A 14,945-nucleotide genomic window follows, 5' to 3' on the forward strand; every position below is an offset into this window, starting at 1 on the left:
CTGGTTAATTAGAACGTCTGCTTGCTATGCACATTCGCAGTAAGCAGCTTTGTGAAGTACTGACAATGGCTTTCAGGACTCAGCCCACCGTGGGTCGCGGCTGGCGTCATGCGGGAGATGCAGCGTTATCCGTGATTACCATCGTGTTTCGATCCCGATAAATTATATACGCGATCCTCACAGGAAGCGGTATGTACCGACGCACTCTGCTCGTGGCTAGCGGGCCTGTACTCGTGGGGATGGGTGGTGTCTCTCGACGGGCCCTCGCCGAGGTCCAAACGGAAGCCGACGACGACCGGGCAGCGTCAGCATCGCTCGAGTTCGCTGGCGACGGCGTTGCAGTGACCGACGAGTTCGAGACCGAGAGCGGGCCAGCGGTTCTCGAGGCGACACACGACGGCGAGGGTGAGTTCTTCGTTCAAGCCGTCTCCCGCGACGGTGGACAAACACAGTCGTTGCTCACGCAGTTCGGACCGTTCGATGGCACCACCGGCACGTTCATCGAGGAGGGAACGTACGCGATTTACGTCGATGCCGATGGGGAGTGGGAGTTGCACCTTTCGCAGCCGGATGTAGACGAAGACGACGCGGAGACGCCACCGATTTCGGTGACGAACTCCGGCCCGGGCTGGCTGGGACCGATTCTGTTCGACGACACGACACTGGTTGGCGGAGCACACGAGGGGGACGGGAGTTTTCGCGTGCGTGTGATCCCACAAGATGGGGACGCAAGCGACTATGTGTGGGACGGCGGCGAACTCGTGTTTCACGCCCTCGGCGAGTTCCGCGGTGCAACGTCGGTACACGTCAACGGGATCGGCTACATCGACGTGGCAGTCGACAGCGAACAGGTCGAGTGGGCGATTGAAATCGAGTGATGGTCGATCGCGTCCGTTGTGGACGCGATATCGTATCAACAGGACCGATGAACAGACAGATCGCGCAGCCGTCGTGCGATCTGGTGTACGCTGACGATCAGTGGCTACTATAGCTCGGCAGCGAAGTGGCGTCAAAACACGTTTTCCGTGGAGGGGACGCCCCGATCCCATCTCCGCTCTCGCAGCGACCTGATGTCTCGGGGTCGATGGTGGGTCCGTTCGGAAGCGACCGGCAGTCGAATTTTTCAGAAACAAAATACGATAACGAGAGTATAACTCAGTTGGAACAATCGGAAACAAGGGATAGTGGACCCGACCGCGTGAGTCCTGCTATTGCCCAACTGCTGTCTCGGAACGAGTGAGAGTTTCTCAGTGTTTAAAAAAGCAGATCACAGTGGCAGTGTGGTGAATATAATCGGCACATTTATTATTTAATTGACAATACGGTCGACGGGTCAAAAGACGCTTCGATATCGAAGGACGAGTATATGAACGACAACGACACCACTGCGATCGTCTTAGCGGCTGGAGAGGGGAACCGATTGCATCCGTTGACGAAAAACAGGCCGAAACCGATGCTTCCGGCGGCTGCAAAACCGATCCTCGAGCACGTGTTCGATCAACTCATCGACGCAGGGATTACCGAGATCGTCGTGGTAGTCGGATACAAACGGGAACGGATCCAATCGCATTTCGGACCCTCCTATCGGGACGTGCCGCTTACGTACGTCACCCAAGACAAGCAACTCGGCACCGGCCATGCCGTCCTCGCCGCCGAAGCAGCCGTCGACGGGACGTGTCTCGTGGTCAACGGCGATCAGATTGCTGCGAGCCGGATCATCCGCGACACACTCGAGGCACACGACACCGCCGCAACGGTCGCATTGTTGCAGCGCTCGAGCGTCGATGGCTACGGTGGCGTTCTGGTAGATGAAGACCGGGTTACGACGATCGTAGAAGACCCGCCCGATGACCGGGAGTATCTCCTCAACGCGGGCATCTACGTGCTCGAGCCGGTGGCGTTCGACGCCATCCGAGCGGCAGAACCGCGGGCTGGTGAACGCTTGCTGGTCGATGGGCTCTCGAAACTCGTCGAGTGGGGAGACGTTGTTCGTGGTGCGGTTTCCGAGGGGCTCTGGGTTGACGCGACGTATCCATGGGATCTTCTCGATGTCTCGTTCGAACTGTTCAACACCGGCCTCATCGATAGACAGTCGACGAGGAACGTGCACGAGACGGCAACGGTTCACGAATCTGTAGTGATTCGTGAACCCGTCATCGTTGATCGGGACTGCGTTATCGAACCGGGTGCCGTCGTCGGCCCCAACGTCTGTCTCGGTGAGAACACTACTGTCGGCTCGAACGCGGTCGTCGAACGGAGCGTCGTCGACACCGATACGCGTATCGGAGCCAACGCAACGGTGACCGAGTGTGTCACCGGAACGGGAGTGAGAATCGGTCAGGGGTCGACGATTCCCGGCGGTCCCGGCGACGTTCGCGTCGCGGATCGTGTCTTCGAAAACGAAACGCTGGGTGCGTTGTTAGCCGATCGCGTCCACGATCACGGCGGCGTCACGTACGTCCCCGGCACACTGGTCGGCCCACGCACGGAGATCCAAGCAGGGACGACGGTTCGTGGAACACTCGAGGCGGGAACGGAGGTTCGATCCTGATGTGTGGAATCATCGGCTACACTGGAACGCGGAGAGACGAGGCGCTGTCGGAAGTCCTGTTGAACGGCCTCTCGAGTCTCGAGTACCGAGGCTATGATTCGGCCGGCGTCGCGATCGCCAACGCCACCGTCTCGGTGTATAAAAGCGAGGGCGAACTGTCGGAACTCGAGGAGACGCTTCCGGCGACCACACTCGAGGGTATTGCGGGGATCGGGCACACGCGATGGAGTACGCACGGCCCACCCTCCGATACGAACGCCCATCCCCACACGAGCTGTAACGGCCGCGTTGCCGTCGTGCACAACGGGATCGTCGAGAACTATCAGGAGCTGCGCGACGCACTCGAGGCCGACGGCCACGAGTTCGAAAGCGACACCGACACCGAAGTGATCCCACATCTGATCGAAGCGGCGCTCGAGCGGGGCGACAAGCCGGAAACGGCGTTCAGGCGGGCGATTTCGCGACTGGAGGGGAGCTATGCGGTGGCAGCGGTTGTCTCCGGAGACGAAGCCGTCTACGCTACGCGTCACCAGTCACCACTCGTTCTCGGAATCGGCGACGACAGCTATTTTCTGGCGAGTGACGTCCCGGCGTTTCTCGAATACACAGACAACGTCGTCTATCTCGAAGACGGGCAGTTCGTGTCGATCACTCCCTCGGGTGTCGAGATTACTAACGGACAGGGCAGCCTCGTCGACATGCCGGTCGAGACCGTCGAGTGGGATATCGAAGACGCAGGCAAAAGCGGATACGATCACTACATGCTCAAAGAGATCAACGAACAGCCACACGCCCTCCGCGAGTGTCTTCGCGGGCGGCCACGCGAGCTGGACGCGTCGATCGAAATCGACGAACTCGAGGGACTCGAGCGACCGGAACGGGTCCACTTCGTCGCCTGTGGGACATCATATCACGCCGCACTGTATGGAGCCAGACTATTTCGCGAACAGGGGATACAGACAAACACCTTTCTGGCGAGTGAGTACGACGTCGATGCGATCCCAGTCGACGAGGGGACGCTCGTCGTCGGCGTCACACAGAGCGGGGAGACGGCAGACACCCTGGGTGCGCTTCGAGCCGCAAACCGCATCGGCGCCGAGACGCTCTCGGTGACGAACGTGGTTGGATGTTCGGCAGCACGCGAGACGGACTACGTGATGTACATCCGCGCCGGTCCCGAGATCGGCGTCGCTGCGACGAAAACGTTCGCCTCACAGCAGGTCGCGCTGGCGATGCTCTCGCGAGCGCTGACAGGAGCGTGCTCGAGTGCGTTCATCAAGGCGTTGCGGGCGCTCCCGGATCAGGTCCAGTCGATTCTCGATACATCGCAAGCGGCGACGGTCGCTGACGAGTACGTGGACGCAGACGCCTACTTTTTCATCGGCCGTGGCTACAACGCACCGGTCGCGCTCGAGGGGGCGCTCAAAATGAAGGAGATTACGTACAAACACGCCGAGGGGTTCCCTGCCGGTGAGTTGAAACACGGGCCACTGGCACTGGTGACCGAACGAACCCCGGTCTTCTCGATGCTTACCGGGGACTCGAACGCCGAGAAGATGCTCGGAAACGTCCGGGAGGTCGAATCCCGTGGCGCACCGATCGTCGCAGTTACGGACGTCCCAGCGCAGGTCGCCACCCACGCTGACCACGTACTGGAGATCCCGAACACACACAGGCTGTTCGCTCCAATCTTGGCAAACATCCAGTTACAACTCGTTTCATACTGGGTCGCAAACCAACTCGGCCGATCGATCGACAAGCCACGGAACTTAGCCAAGAGCGTCACCGTCGAGTAACGGTACTTTCGATGTCACTCGCCCTCGAGTAAGAGTCAACGAAACTGTTGAACTGTCGTCAGTGGGGTCGTTGTTTCTGTTGTCGATGTTGCTCAGCCCGCAACGACCGACCGCAGTGAGAGAAGACCTGGGTACTGACCAGTTCGGATCGCTCATTTCGGGCCACAGAAGATGGGAATTACACGGACGTGGGTGCTCGTACGGACTGCTGTGAGCCATTACCGGCGCAACCGCAACTCAGGTCGCAGTTGCGCCGATACATCGTTACGGCAATCCGTATCAGTTGGTCCCTCTTAACACTCGAGTTTCTTTTCTGTCTCTTTGTAGGCGCGTTTCTTGTCGTTGTAGGCGCCTTTCTTCTTTTCGTATGTCTTTTTGTCTATGCGGTTTTTCTCGTATTTCTTCTCGTACTTCTCGTACTCGCCTTTCTCGTGTTTGTAGGCGATTTTCTTCCGCTCGTATTTCGTGTATTTTCTCCGGTATTTCTCGTACTTGTGCTTGGCGTCCTCGTAGGCGCGCTTTTTCTTCTCGAGGGTCGTCTTGTCGATCTGGTCTTTCTCGTATTTCTTCTTGTACTTCTTGTACTCGCGTTTCTTGCGCTCGTAGGCGTGTTTCTTCTTCTCGAGTTTCTCCTTCTTCCGGCGCTCTTTCTCGTCCGGCTCCTTTGTGAACCGCTGGATCGGCCCGGCGACGACCACATCGTTTGCCGTGGCAATCGCTCGGAACTCGTACTCGACGCCCGTGAGGAGTCCCGAAATCTCGACGCTGAACGGCCCCGGCTCGGTGAGCGTCTGTGCGGGGGTCATCAGCCACTCCGCCGCGCCGACGATCCGGTACTGGAAGAAGACGTGCACCTCGTCGAAGTCACCGCGCGTGAGCAGTTGCCCGTTGAGTGTCGCCGTCTTCTTGTTCACCTCGGTCGCCGGTTTGGTGACGACTTCGGGAAGCTCCTTATCCGGTACCTCCTTTCGGAACGTCTGTATCTCGCCGGTCGCCCGCGTGTCGTTCGCGACGGCGACTGCACGATACTCGTACTCGACGCCCTGTTCGACATCGATTGCCGCGCTGAACGGACCGAGTTCCTCGAGCGTTTCTGGCTCCGTCGCGAGCCACTCTTCAGTGCCGACGGGTCGGTACTCGAAGAACACCTCGATGTCGGCCACGCCGAAGCTGCCGAGATCGGTCAGCTCGCCATTGAGGGTTGCCGTCGACTCGTTGACGTCGGTCGCCGGGCCGGTGACGACCGTCGGCTTCGTCATGTCGGGTTCATCTTCCTTCGTGAACGTTCGGATTTCCCCCGTAAACTCCGTCCCGTCGGGTGCGACTGCGACCGCCCGGAACTCGTAGTCGGTGTTTGGCTCGACGGGGATCTCCGCGCTGAACTCGCCACCTTCGTCTGAGAGCGAGTCGGGATCTCCTGGCACCCGGATCCACTCTGTCGAACCAGCGACTCGATACTCGAAGAAGACGTCGACCGCATCGAACTCCTCCTCGAAGGGAAAGAGTTCCGCGTTGAGCGTCGCGGTGGAATCGTTGACGTCGGTTTCGGGGTCGGTGATAACCGTCACGTCGACTGGGTCGTCGTCTTCCCTGCATTCTCCTTCGCTGATCGTCAGTAGAGGATTGGCTCCGCCTCCAGTGAACTCGACGAACGCGCTCTGGACGGTCCCACCGCCTTCTAGGAAGACGTTGAACTGAAACACCCCTCGTGGACCGCCCGGCGTAAAGCCCTCGACCTCCAGGGTCACCGGCTCTGCGTTCGGATCAGTCGGCTGGATGGTAACGAAGAGCGTCGCCTCTTCGATGGCCTCGGGTCCACCAGGCGTGAGTACCCACTTCCAGAAGCCGACCTCGTCCTCTGCACACTCTTGGGTCGCGTTTTCGCTTCCTTGCCCACCCCACTGAATCGTCCGCTGGTTGGGGTTGTTTTCGTTCGGTTCGTCGTCACTCGAGTCGGCTTGTGTCTGTTCGTCTTCTTCCTCCGGCTCGTCGTCGCTGCCGAGACAGCCACTGAGACCGACGACTGTGATACCACTCGCAGCCAGGAACCGTCGTCTGTTGGTCGAATCGACCATACGCCGACCACAGCCGATGCGGGTATTGTTATTGATTCGCTGAATGCTCGTTCATAAACGCATTAGTGTTCTTCCATGATCTATCGAAATAAACCACCAGCATACTGTCACACACGCGAATTAGTTCGGTGACTACCGTGAGTTAGTCCGTCTCGCACGAGCGGCATATCGTGTCGCTGGCATGGATCAGTACGAAACCGTGACTGTCGTAGGGGCCGTCTTCGAGGCGGTAGTGGGAATCATTCGCTGCGTGGCGCCCGAGCGCACTTGCGTAACTACAGCGTTTCACGGTACTTTCTCGAGTACGGAACACGAATATCACGGCTATCTCTCGCCATCGACGGCGAAAAGGCTCCGAGGCGTTCGGAACCCCGAACTGGACAACGGGCTTCGAGTGGGTAGAACCTCAACTGTGCCCTCTGGTGTCTTTGATCAGTACCGATTCGTATCCGTTCTCGAGTCAGTCGATGTCGATCGAGACGGAGCTACCGTCCTCGCCGTCGTCGCCGTCCTCACCGTGGGCGACCGCACTCGATTCGACGTTGACTGACGACTGGGAGACAGTCGTCGACTGCGAGACGTTCACGTCCGCGCCCGCGTCACCGTCTGCGCCCGCCGTCGTCGTACTGCTTTGGTGGACCGTCGACGTCGACTCCTGCGTGCCGTCTTCGGAGAGCGTCGTTACGGAGACCGAAACGTCGTCTTCGGCGTCGACGATCACCGTGACGTCGGTGGCGCCAGTGTCGTCGTCGGTCGTGTAGTGGACGACACCCCACGGGAACGGCTCCGTCTCGAGGTCGTCGCCCGCGGTCGTGTCGTCTCGATACTCATCTGTCGCGTTGAGGGCCGCCATCGTCGAAACCGAGACGTCGGCTTCGGCCTCGACAGTCACGTCGACGGCCGTAGTGCCGGTGTCGTCGTCGGAATCGTGCGTGATTGTTCCCCACTCGAGTTTGGTTTCGGTCATAGCTGTTGAATCATTCTCAGTCGCGTCGCTCGTGTGATTGTCTGAGGCAGCGATCGCTGCTGCGGCCACGGTGACGACTGCTGCTATCGAGAGTACAATTATTGTTTGCCGATTCATGTCTTCTTCCGTTTTAGAATCGTTGTCCGTCACTCAGTGAACTAATCATCATGTTTGATCCGTGATCGGTGTGCCGTTGAAAGTGAAAACACTGCCACCGAAGCCGAAACCAACTTATTGGTCGCTAACTACGACGGCTACATTTTCACTCAAATCAGCCGTTTGAGTACTGGAGACTGCGATCTGTACAGATATGGAGTGTAAAAATAATCAGGTGTAATTCGAAGTCGTCCGACTATGGTATCTTAGCTGAAGATACCGCCGAAGAAGTCATCTTCGTACGACTGCTCGATGTCCTGGCTCACGGTGGCATTATTCGTAGCCTCGGCGGTAGCGGACTGGGAGTTCGAGTTCGATTGGTCGACGCTACTGCCCGCATCTGCGCTACCATCATCAGCGACGGCGATGTTCAGCTCGTCACCTACGTTGTAGTTCGACTGGGCGACTTTCTGATCCTGGTAGTTATTTGCGTCAGCGTACTGACTGACGCTCGCATCCTGGTCTGCGCTCTGGTCATCTGCAGCTGCTGTTCCGGCGAACCCCATGAACATGAGGCTACCGATCAATGCGACCGTCAGCGTGATTGCGAGTGTGCGTTTCATGGTTCAGTTTAGAAGAACGGGAAGTCGTCCTCGAAGTCTTGGTTGATGCTCTGGTTGATGTCCGCAGTGTTAGTGGCGGTAGCGTCAGCAGTCTGTGAGTTGTCGTTGGACTGTGTCACAGAGCTGCCCGCGGTAGCGTCACCGTCATCGTCAGCATAGGCGATGTTTATTTCATCACCGGCGTTGACATTTTCCTGACCCACATACTGGCTCTGCGCGTTCGTGGCAGAGGCACCCTGTTTGATATCAGCATCCTGGTCTGCGCTCTGATCCTGTGCAGCTGCTGTTCCGGCGAACCCCATGAACATGAGGCTGCCGACCATTGCGACCGTCAGTAGCATCGCGAGTGCGCGTTTCATTGTTATGGATTGTCCGGGCACCACACGCGTGAACGCTCGAGTCCAGCTCTACCTGCCCACCGATTTGCGTCGCTCAGCGTGCAAATTCGGCGTTCTCGAGCGCCAATGCGCCGTGTTGCCCAGTCGTGGCAACACCTGGGTTCTGTATTAAACCGTAGAACGCTTTCGGCGTACAGCCGATATTGTGATCTGTAAGAATCGGCGGATGAGAACCCTTACTCGAGAAAAAAATCTTATATCGAGGTATACATTTTCTCTGCTCGTTGACTGTCAACTCAAATTGATTCCGCGCCGTCCCGGAAATCGAAGGTGTAAGACCGGTGAAACACCCAGTTATCGGTCGCAATAATCAGCAGTAACGGAACGATCAGTAAACGTGAAAGAGGGAGCAGAACCGAACGCCATCCGTCGAAACACCGTCGTTGATACGGACAGCGGTCCGTGCAGTATTCGTGTCGACCGCAGTAGCGGCGAACGATATCGCGTTGTGATCGCGTCCGTCAGTTGCCGATCTATACGGTAGTAGTCGTCGCGGCGCTGGTATCAGTTCCTTCCCACCGGCAGTCGCGACTCGAGCGACCGATACCGAACCGATCGCTGGTTTCGAGTCAATCGGTAGTCCCGTATTTCGTCGGTGAAACGACGGCGCGAATCACCATCGCCGTAATCGACGATCAGTGTCGGCGACGTGTCGGCCGATGCTCGATCGTGGCCCGCGAACCCGGATTGCTCCGTCGAACACCGAAACCGCCCGACAGCAGCCGGTTTTAGGTGCCGATTTCTCGGAAAAGTAGGTCCGTTCCAATCAGTAGGCTAACTCATACGGTCTCCAACCTGTTGATAACAAAGTCTATCATTCGGCTATGACTGTTTGCGTCGAATAGACTCAGCAAAAAAGACACTCGCGAAATTCAATACAGAACACATGACAGACTCACCGACGAAACGATCACGGTATACGACAGTTTTAATGGCATGTATCGTTGCCATATCAATGCTCGCCGCCGGCGCTCCCGCGGCGATGGCCGGCGACAACGGCGACGCAACCAACCAGGCAGTGCACGCGCTCGAGGACGGCGAAGACCTGTATCTGGTCTTCGGCGCTGACCTCGGCGAGAAGTCACTCGAAGAGTACGTCGAAGAACACGCTGCAGACCAGGTTTCTGACACCGAAGTCATCCAGCACCAGGATGTCGATCAGGTGAACATCAACGAGCAAGGCGAGGCGGTTTCCATCGCTATCGACGGTGGTGAGGCAACCGCAGTTCAGGAAGCCAACCAGCTCAACGCCAACGCACAGACTGGTGAGGCGTCCGCCGAAAACGAGGTCGCTCACAGCCACGAGACGCAGTTCGAGAACGTCGGAAACGTCCATCTCGTGCTCGGTAACGGTGACGACAAGCAGTTCGATGGCTGGGGCGTCGCCGACAAGAAGGGTGACAAGACGACGATCAGCCAGTCAGCAGAAGCGAGCGTCCTCCAGAGCCAAGACGTGGGACAGCAGAACTACAACGAACAGAGCACCGCGTTCGCGTTCGCACACAACAACAGTGACGCAACCGCCCTCCAGCAAACCACGCAGTACAACGAGAACCGACAGGAGGGAGCTGCGAACGCATCCAACGTCTACGTTGGTGGCGGTGAGTACGCAGAACAGGACGCGAGTTCCTTGCTGGCCCAAGAGCAAGCAGTCGAACAGGCTAATATTAACGAACAGGCTGGCGCTGTCGCCATCGCCGTCGGCGAGAACAGCACCGCAACGGCGATCCAGGTGACTGATCAGACCAACCTCAACGAACAGATCGGCTCTGCGAGTGCCGAAAACCTCTTCGCGTCGATGGGCGGCATGAACGTCGCGACCGCAAGTGCCGACGGCGGCAGCAGCGTCGTCGACACCGAGATGCCGAAACACGACAAGAAGGACAAAGATGACCAGTCCGCAACAGCCGGTGTTGACCAGGAACAGAGCGTTGAACAGCTGAACGTCAACCTTCAGAACACGGCGATGGCAATCGCGACAGACGACAGTGAAGCCACCGCCGTCCAGATGGCCGACCAGCGCAACTACAACGCCCAGATCGGCTACGCTGATGCGCTCAACGTGTACGCATCACCAGGCTACCTGTACGATGGCGACATGCAGACCTCGAGCACGACCGTCACCGTCGGCGGCGACGATGTCGAAGACGCGCCGGGCATGTCATACGACTACGACACCAGCGCGGAGCAGACGAGCGACGTCACGCAGGATGCAACGGCTGCAATCGAGCAGGTCCAGTTCGTGAGCCAGCAGAACATCAACGAACAGCATGCTGCAATCGCGGTGGCTGAAGACGGTGGCAGTGCAGACACCACACAGATCTCCATGCAAGAGAACCAGAACATCCAGTTCGGTGCAGTTTCCGCGACAAACGTCGGAATCGGCGCGTAATCACTGCTTCGGCCGACTGTTTTCCTCTTTATCGCGACCGTGGATGGCTGTCATTTCGGGATAACTTGCGGTATGTTGGCGGACGTCGTGATATCCACTCGAGACGAGTCACAACTGACGACGGTCGCAGAAGCTGTCGATGACGCCTGTCCCGACCCCTACGTCCACGTCGTTACTCATCCGTTGCTCCCGACCCGTGGGAGTCAGCGTGGCCGCCACTGCCGTTGTTTCGATGTTCCGCGAGCGCTTCGTCGATCGTTAACTCTCCCGTGGCGACCCGCCGGGCAAGCAGTTCATCGATCGCCCGGTTGTTCTCGCTCTGTTCGCGCGAGCGGTCCTTGATCGCCTGAAGCTCGCCCGCCGTCGGATCGATCTCGCGTGTCTCGACGGGTTCGCCCTCGAGGCGAGCGATATTGACGGCTGCGAGCACATCACCCATCCCTCGCGCGCCCGTCCCGAGATAGGGTGTCGTTCCCGTCTCGTCGACGAGTTCGACCGGGACGTCCTCGAGGTCGTTGACCAGTTTCGACCCCTGGAGACGCGAGCCATCACCGATGCGGACGATCGGTGAGGTGGCGTCGGCGGCTTCGCGTTGAATCACGTCGACCGCGTTGGCCAGTGGCACCTGAAAGGCGGCGACGACCATCTCGCCTGCAAGGACGGCGATCCCGGGGTTGCGGCCCGGGTCGACACCGATGACTGTGCGGCCACCGTTCCCTCGAGCCGCAGCGAGCGCCTGATCGACGGCGCGTCTGGGCGCATCCGGCTCCGCGACGATCGTCGTCACGGATTCGAACGCGTCGGCGTGCTCGGGGCCAGTAATAACGACCGTGGTGTGGTCCGGTACCCCCGTGTCGGGTTCGACGGTCGTGAACTCGGTCCCGCGCTCGCGGAGTTCGGTGACGACGCCGTGGTACACTTCGAAATCTTCAGTGGCGACGACGATCACATCGTCGCCTTCGACGCGAGCGTGAATAAACGTACACGAACTCGGTCGGCGACGGTCTCCGGGTGCGACTCGACCAGCCGGTTTCGGGGCCTTTTTGCACGTAACCTGCCAACTCAACCTGTGAACGACGAGGCGATCTCAACCGGCTGTCGCCCGGTCGACGAGTTGCTCGGCGGGGGGTTCGAACGTGGGACCGTCACGCAGCTATACGGCCCGCCAGCCGCGGGCAAGACGAACCTGGCGCTGTCCGCAGCCGTCGAAACGGCCGTCGCCGGAGGTACTGCCGTCTACATCGATACCGAAGGTGTTTCCGTTGACCGCTTTCAGCAACTGCTGTCGGCCCACGTCGACGACGAAGACGTCGAAGCCGTCGCCTCCCGCATCGTCATCGAGGACGCGCTCGATTTCGACGAGCAGTCCGAAGCCGTCCGCGACGCCGAGGGGTTCGCCCAGCAGGCCGATCTGATCGTCCTCGACAGCGCGACCGGCTTTTATCGCCTCGAGCGAACCGCAGACGGTGACGAAGGCGAGGCGCTGCGCAGCGTTGCCCGGCAGGTTACCCATCTCCTCTCACTGGCACGCAAACACAATCTGGCGGTCGTGCTCACGAACCAGGTCTTTTCGGACCCCGACGCCGATCGCACGCGCGCGCTCGGTGGAAACACACTCGAGCACTGGACCGGCGTCGTCCTCCGACTCGAGCGATTCCGCGGCGGGAAGCGGCGGGCGACCCTCGAGAAACACCGGTCGAAGCCGGCCGGCGAGTCGGTCCAGTTCCGCATTACGGATCGCGGCCTCGAGGGCGGTGCCGAATCGCCACGGCGCTGACTGCTCTCGGTAGCCACCTCCCGAACAGTTACCCGGTATCGGTCTGGACACGGTAGCATGCACGATTCGTCTGCCCGCGTCGAACAGTTACTGACGGAGTTGACTCGCGAGGAGAAGCTACAGCTGGTTCGCGGGATGGACGATCCAGAGGGGACGGCGACGGGGTATCTCCCGGGTGTCGAGCGACTCGGGATTTCCGAGTATCGGCTGGTCGACGGCCCACTCGGGGTTCGAGCCGAAAGAAAGCGAGCGACGGCGTTTCCGGCCCCGATTGCCGTCGCAGCGACGTTCGATCCCGACCTCGCGCGCGAGAAGGGGGCAGCGATGGCCCGAGAGGCACGAGCGCTCGGCCAGGACGCGCTGCTTGCGCCTGGGGCGAACCTGATTCGGGTGCCACACTGTGGCCGAAACTTCGAATACTACTCCGAGGATCCGGTGGTGGCCTCGAGACTCGCCGTCGGTGCCGTCACTGGAATCCACGACGAGGACGTGATCGCGACGGTCAAACACTACGTCGCGAACAATCAGGAAACCGACCGCGTGAGCGTCAGCAGCGAGGTCGACGAGCGAACGCTTCGCGAACTGTACCTGCGACCGTTTCGGGCCGCCGTCGAAGCCGGTGTTGGCTCCGTAATGACGGCCTATAATCGGGTCAACGGCATGCGCATGAGCGATCACACCCGCCTCGTCGGCGACGTGCTCAAAGACGAGTGGGGGTTCGACGGCTACGTCGTCTCGGACTGGTACGGCACCAAAAGTACTGTCGGCGCAGCGACCGCCGGACTGGATCTCGAGATGCCGGGCGTCGCAGCCGGCGACGAGTCGGACGACCAGTGGCCCTCACCGGATGAGTTCGAGGGCGAAGCCGCCGAGATCATGAGTGGGCTCCCCGACGGAACCCGCGCGGGACTGTTCGGCGACCCGCTCGCGGCCGCCATCGACGCTGGGGAGGTCCAGCCTGACCGACTCGAGGACATGGTTCGGCGACTCCTCGGGCAACGCGAGCGAATCGGTCACCTCGAGGATCCCGCCACCGATACCGGCGCCGCCTCACTCGAGCGAGAGGGTGCACTCGACACGCCAGCCCACCGCCGCCTCGCCGAGCGACTCGCCGCACGCGGAACCGTCTTGCTCGAGAACGACGGCGTGCTCCCGCTCGCAGAGGAGACGGACGTCGCCGTCATCGGGCCGAACGTCCACGAGGCGACACTCGGTGGCGGAGGGTCCTCCGAGACGACGCCGTTCCAATCGACAAGCCCAGCGGAGGGAATCCGCGCGCGCGCGCCGATGGAACGGTCACGGTCGCCCGTGGCGTCGACACGGTTCCGGCCCTCTCGCTGTTCGACGTGTTGCCGTTCGTCGGTGACGGCAAAGCCGAGTCAGCTGCCGAGGACGAGACAACCACCGCGGAGCCGGTCGGTGTCGACGCAGCCGAACCGAGCGTCGACGCAGCCGTCGAGGCGGCTCGAGACGCCGCCGTCGCCGTCGTCTTCGTCCGCGACAGGACGACGGAGGCCAAAGACCGCGACTCGCTTCGATTACCCGGCGAGCAGGACGAACTGGTCGAGGCGGTCGCCGCCGCGGCGGACGAGACGGTGGTCGTAGTCGCCTCGAGCGGTCCTGTCGAACTCCCGTGGCGTGACGATGTCGATGCGATCCTCGAGGCGTGGTATCCGGGACAGGCGGATGGCGCGGCGATCGCCTCGGTGCTGTACGGCGACCGCGATCCGTCGGGACGGCTACCTGTGACGTTCGCGCCCGAGGTAGCCTACCCTGCGAGCGAGCAGCGACGGTATCCCGGCGTGGACGGCGAGGCACAGTACGAGGAAGGCGTGTTCATTGGCTATCGCCACTTCGACGCCGACGGCGTCGATGCGGAGCCGACGTATCCGTTCGGACACGGCCACACCTACGCGGACGTTTCGTATCGAGACGCGACGGTCGTCGACGGGCGGACGGTTCATGTGACCGTCGAAAACGTCGCCGACCGACCCGGTCGCGAGGTCGTACAGGCGTACGTCCGGCCGCCGGAATCGTCGCCGGTCGAGCGTCCAACACGTGAACTCGCAGGGTTCGAATCGATTGCACTCGAGGCCGGCGAGGCGCGGACCGTTGACCTCGGCCTCGAGTCACGTGCGCTCGGTCGCTACGACCTCGATCGAGGGTGGACGGTCGATCCCGGCACGTACACCGTGGAGGTGGCTCGCTCGGCTCGAGACGTACACAAAACGGTCAGTCTCGAGGTCGAGCGAGGAGACTGAGAATCAGTC

General features: G+C 60.3%; 10 protein-coding genes and 1 pseudogene. 6 read left to right on the forward strand and 5 right to left on the reverse strand.

Translation table 11 applies throughout. The annotated features are described in order from the left end of the window. Nucleotides 1-191: 191 nt before the first annotated feature. The 3 genes from DV706_RS16980 (at nt 192) to glmS (ending at nt 4,347) form a co-directional block, all read left to right on the forward strand. Nucleotides 192-878: a hypothetical protein gene (locus DV706_RS16980; protein WP_240756787.1), complete on the forward strand. Its 687-nt coding sequence runs from the start codon at nt 192-194 to the stop codon at nt 876-878. Nucleotides 879-1,366: 488 nt separating this feature from the next. Beyond that, nucleotides 1,367-2,551, forward strand: coding sequence for a sugar phosphate nucleotidyltransferase (locus tag DV706_RS16985; RefSeq protein ID WP_006067706.1), 1,185 nt, complete (start codon nt 1,367-1,369; stop codon nt 2,549-2,551). Then, nucleotides 2,551-4,347 (forward strand): glutamine--fructose-6-phosphate transaminase (isomerizing), encoded by a 1,797-nt coding sequence (gene glmS / locus DV706_RS16990; protein WP_006067705.1) that lies wholly within the window; start codon nt 2,551-2,553, stop codon nt 4,345-4,347. The genes DV706_RS16985 and glmS overlap by 1 nt, the downstream gene beginning before the upstream one ends. Before the next feature lie 293 nt (nt 4,348-4,640). Here glmS and DV706_RS16995 read toward each other — a convergent pair whose 3' ends face one another. From DV706_RS16995 to DV706_RS17010, 4 genes are all read right to left on the reverse strand, one after another. Beyond that, nucleotides 4,641-6,422: a hypothetical protein gene (locus tag DV706_RS16995; RefSeq protein ID WP_006067704.1), complete on the reverse strand. Its 1,782-nt coding sequence runs from the start codon at nt 6,420-6,422 to the stop codon at nt 4,641-4,643. 460 nt (nt 6,423-6,882) lie between these two features. Then, complete coding sequence (locus DV706_RS17000; protein ID WP_136350747.1) at nt 6,883-7,389, reverse strand: hypothetical protein; 507 nt, start codon at nt 7,387-7,389, stop codon at nt 6,883-6,885. A 362-nt stretch (nt 7,390-7,751) separates the two neighbouring features. Then, nucleotides 7,752-8,108 (reverse strand): hypothetical protein, encoded by a 357-nt coding sequence (locus tag DV706_RS17005; protein ID WP_006067702.1) that lies wholly within the window; start codon nt 8,106-8,108, stop codon nt 7,752-7,754. Between the two features lie 8 nt (nt 8,109-8,116). Continuing rightward, the gene (locus tag DV706_RS17010; protein ID WP_006067701.1) at nt 8,117-8,467 is read right to left on the reverse strand and encodes a hypothetical protein; all 351 of its coding nucleotides are present in this window, start codon (nt 8,465-8,467) and stop codon (nt 8,117-8,119) included. A 994-nt stretch (nt 8,468-9,461) separates the two neighbouring features. Between DV706_RS17010 and DV706_RS17015 the strand changes: the two genes are divergently transcribed. After that, a complete protein-coding gene (locus DV706_RS17015) occupies nt 9,462-10,898 on the forward strand; it encodes a hypothetical protein (RefSeq protein WP_006067700.1) in 1,437 nt (478 codons plus the stop codon). A 172-nt stretch (nt 10,899-11,070) separates the two neighbouring features. Here the strand turns inward: DV706_RS17015 and DV706_RS17020 are convergent, their stop codons facing one another. Further along, nucleotides 11,071-11,847 carry a hypothetical protein gene (locus tag DV706_RS17020; RefSeq protein ID WP_006067699.1) on the reverse strand — a complete coding sequence of 259 codons (777 nt, stop codon included), beginning with the start codon at nt 11,845-11,847 and terminating at the stop codon, nt 11,071-11,073. Nucleotides 11,848-11,967: 120 nt separating this feature from the next. On the opposite strand from DV706_RS17020, the gene radB reads away from it, so the two are divergent. Next, the gene (gene radB, locus DV706_RS17025) at nt 11,968-12,675 is read left to right on the forward strand and encodes a DNA repair and recombination protein RadB (RefSeq protein WP_006067698.1); all 708 of its coding nucleotides are present in this window, start codon (nt 11,968-11,970) and stop codon (nt 12,673-12,675) included. A gap of 57 nt (nt 12,676-12,732) precedes the next feature. Next, nucleotides 12,733-14,936 (forward strand): annotated as a pseudogene (locus DV706_RS17030) (beta-glucosidase). Nucleotides 14,937-14,945: the final 9 nt, after the last annotated feature.

It is taken from the genome of Natronorubrum bangense (assembly GCF_004799645.1).
In the GTDB taxonomy this organism is placed as follows: domain Archaea; phylum Halobacteriota; class Halobacteria; order Halobacteriales; family Natrialbaceae; genus Natronorubrum; species Natronorubrum bangense.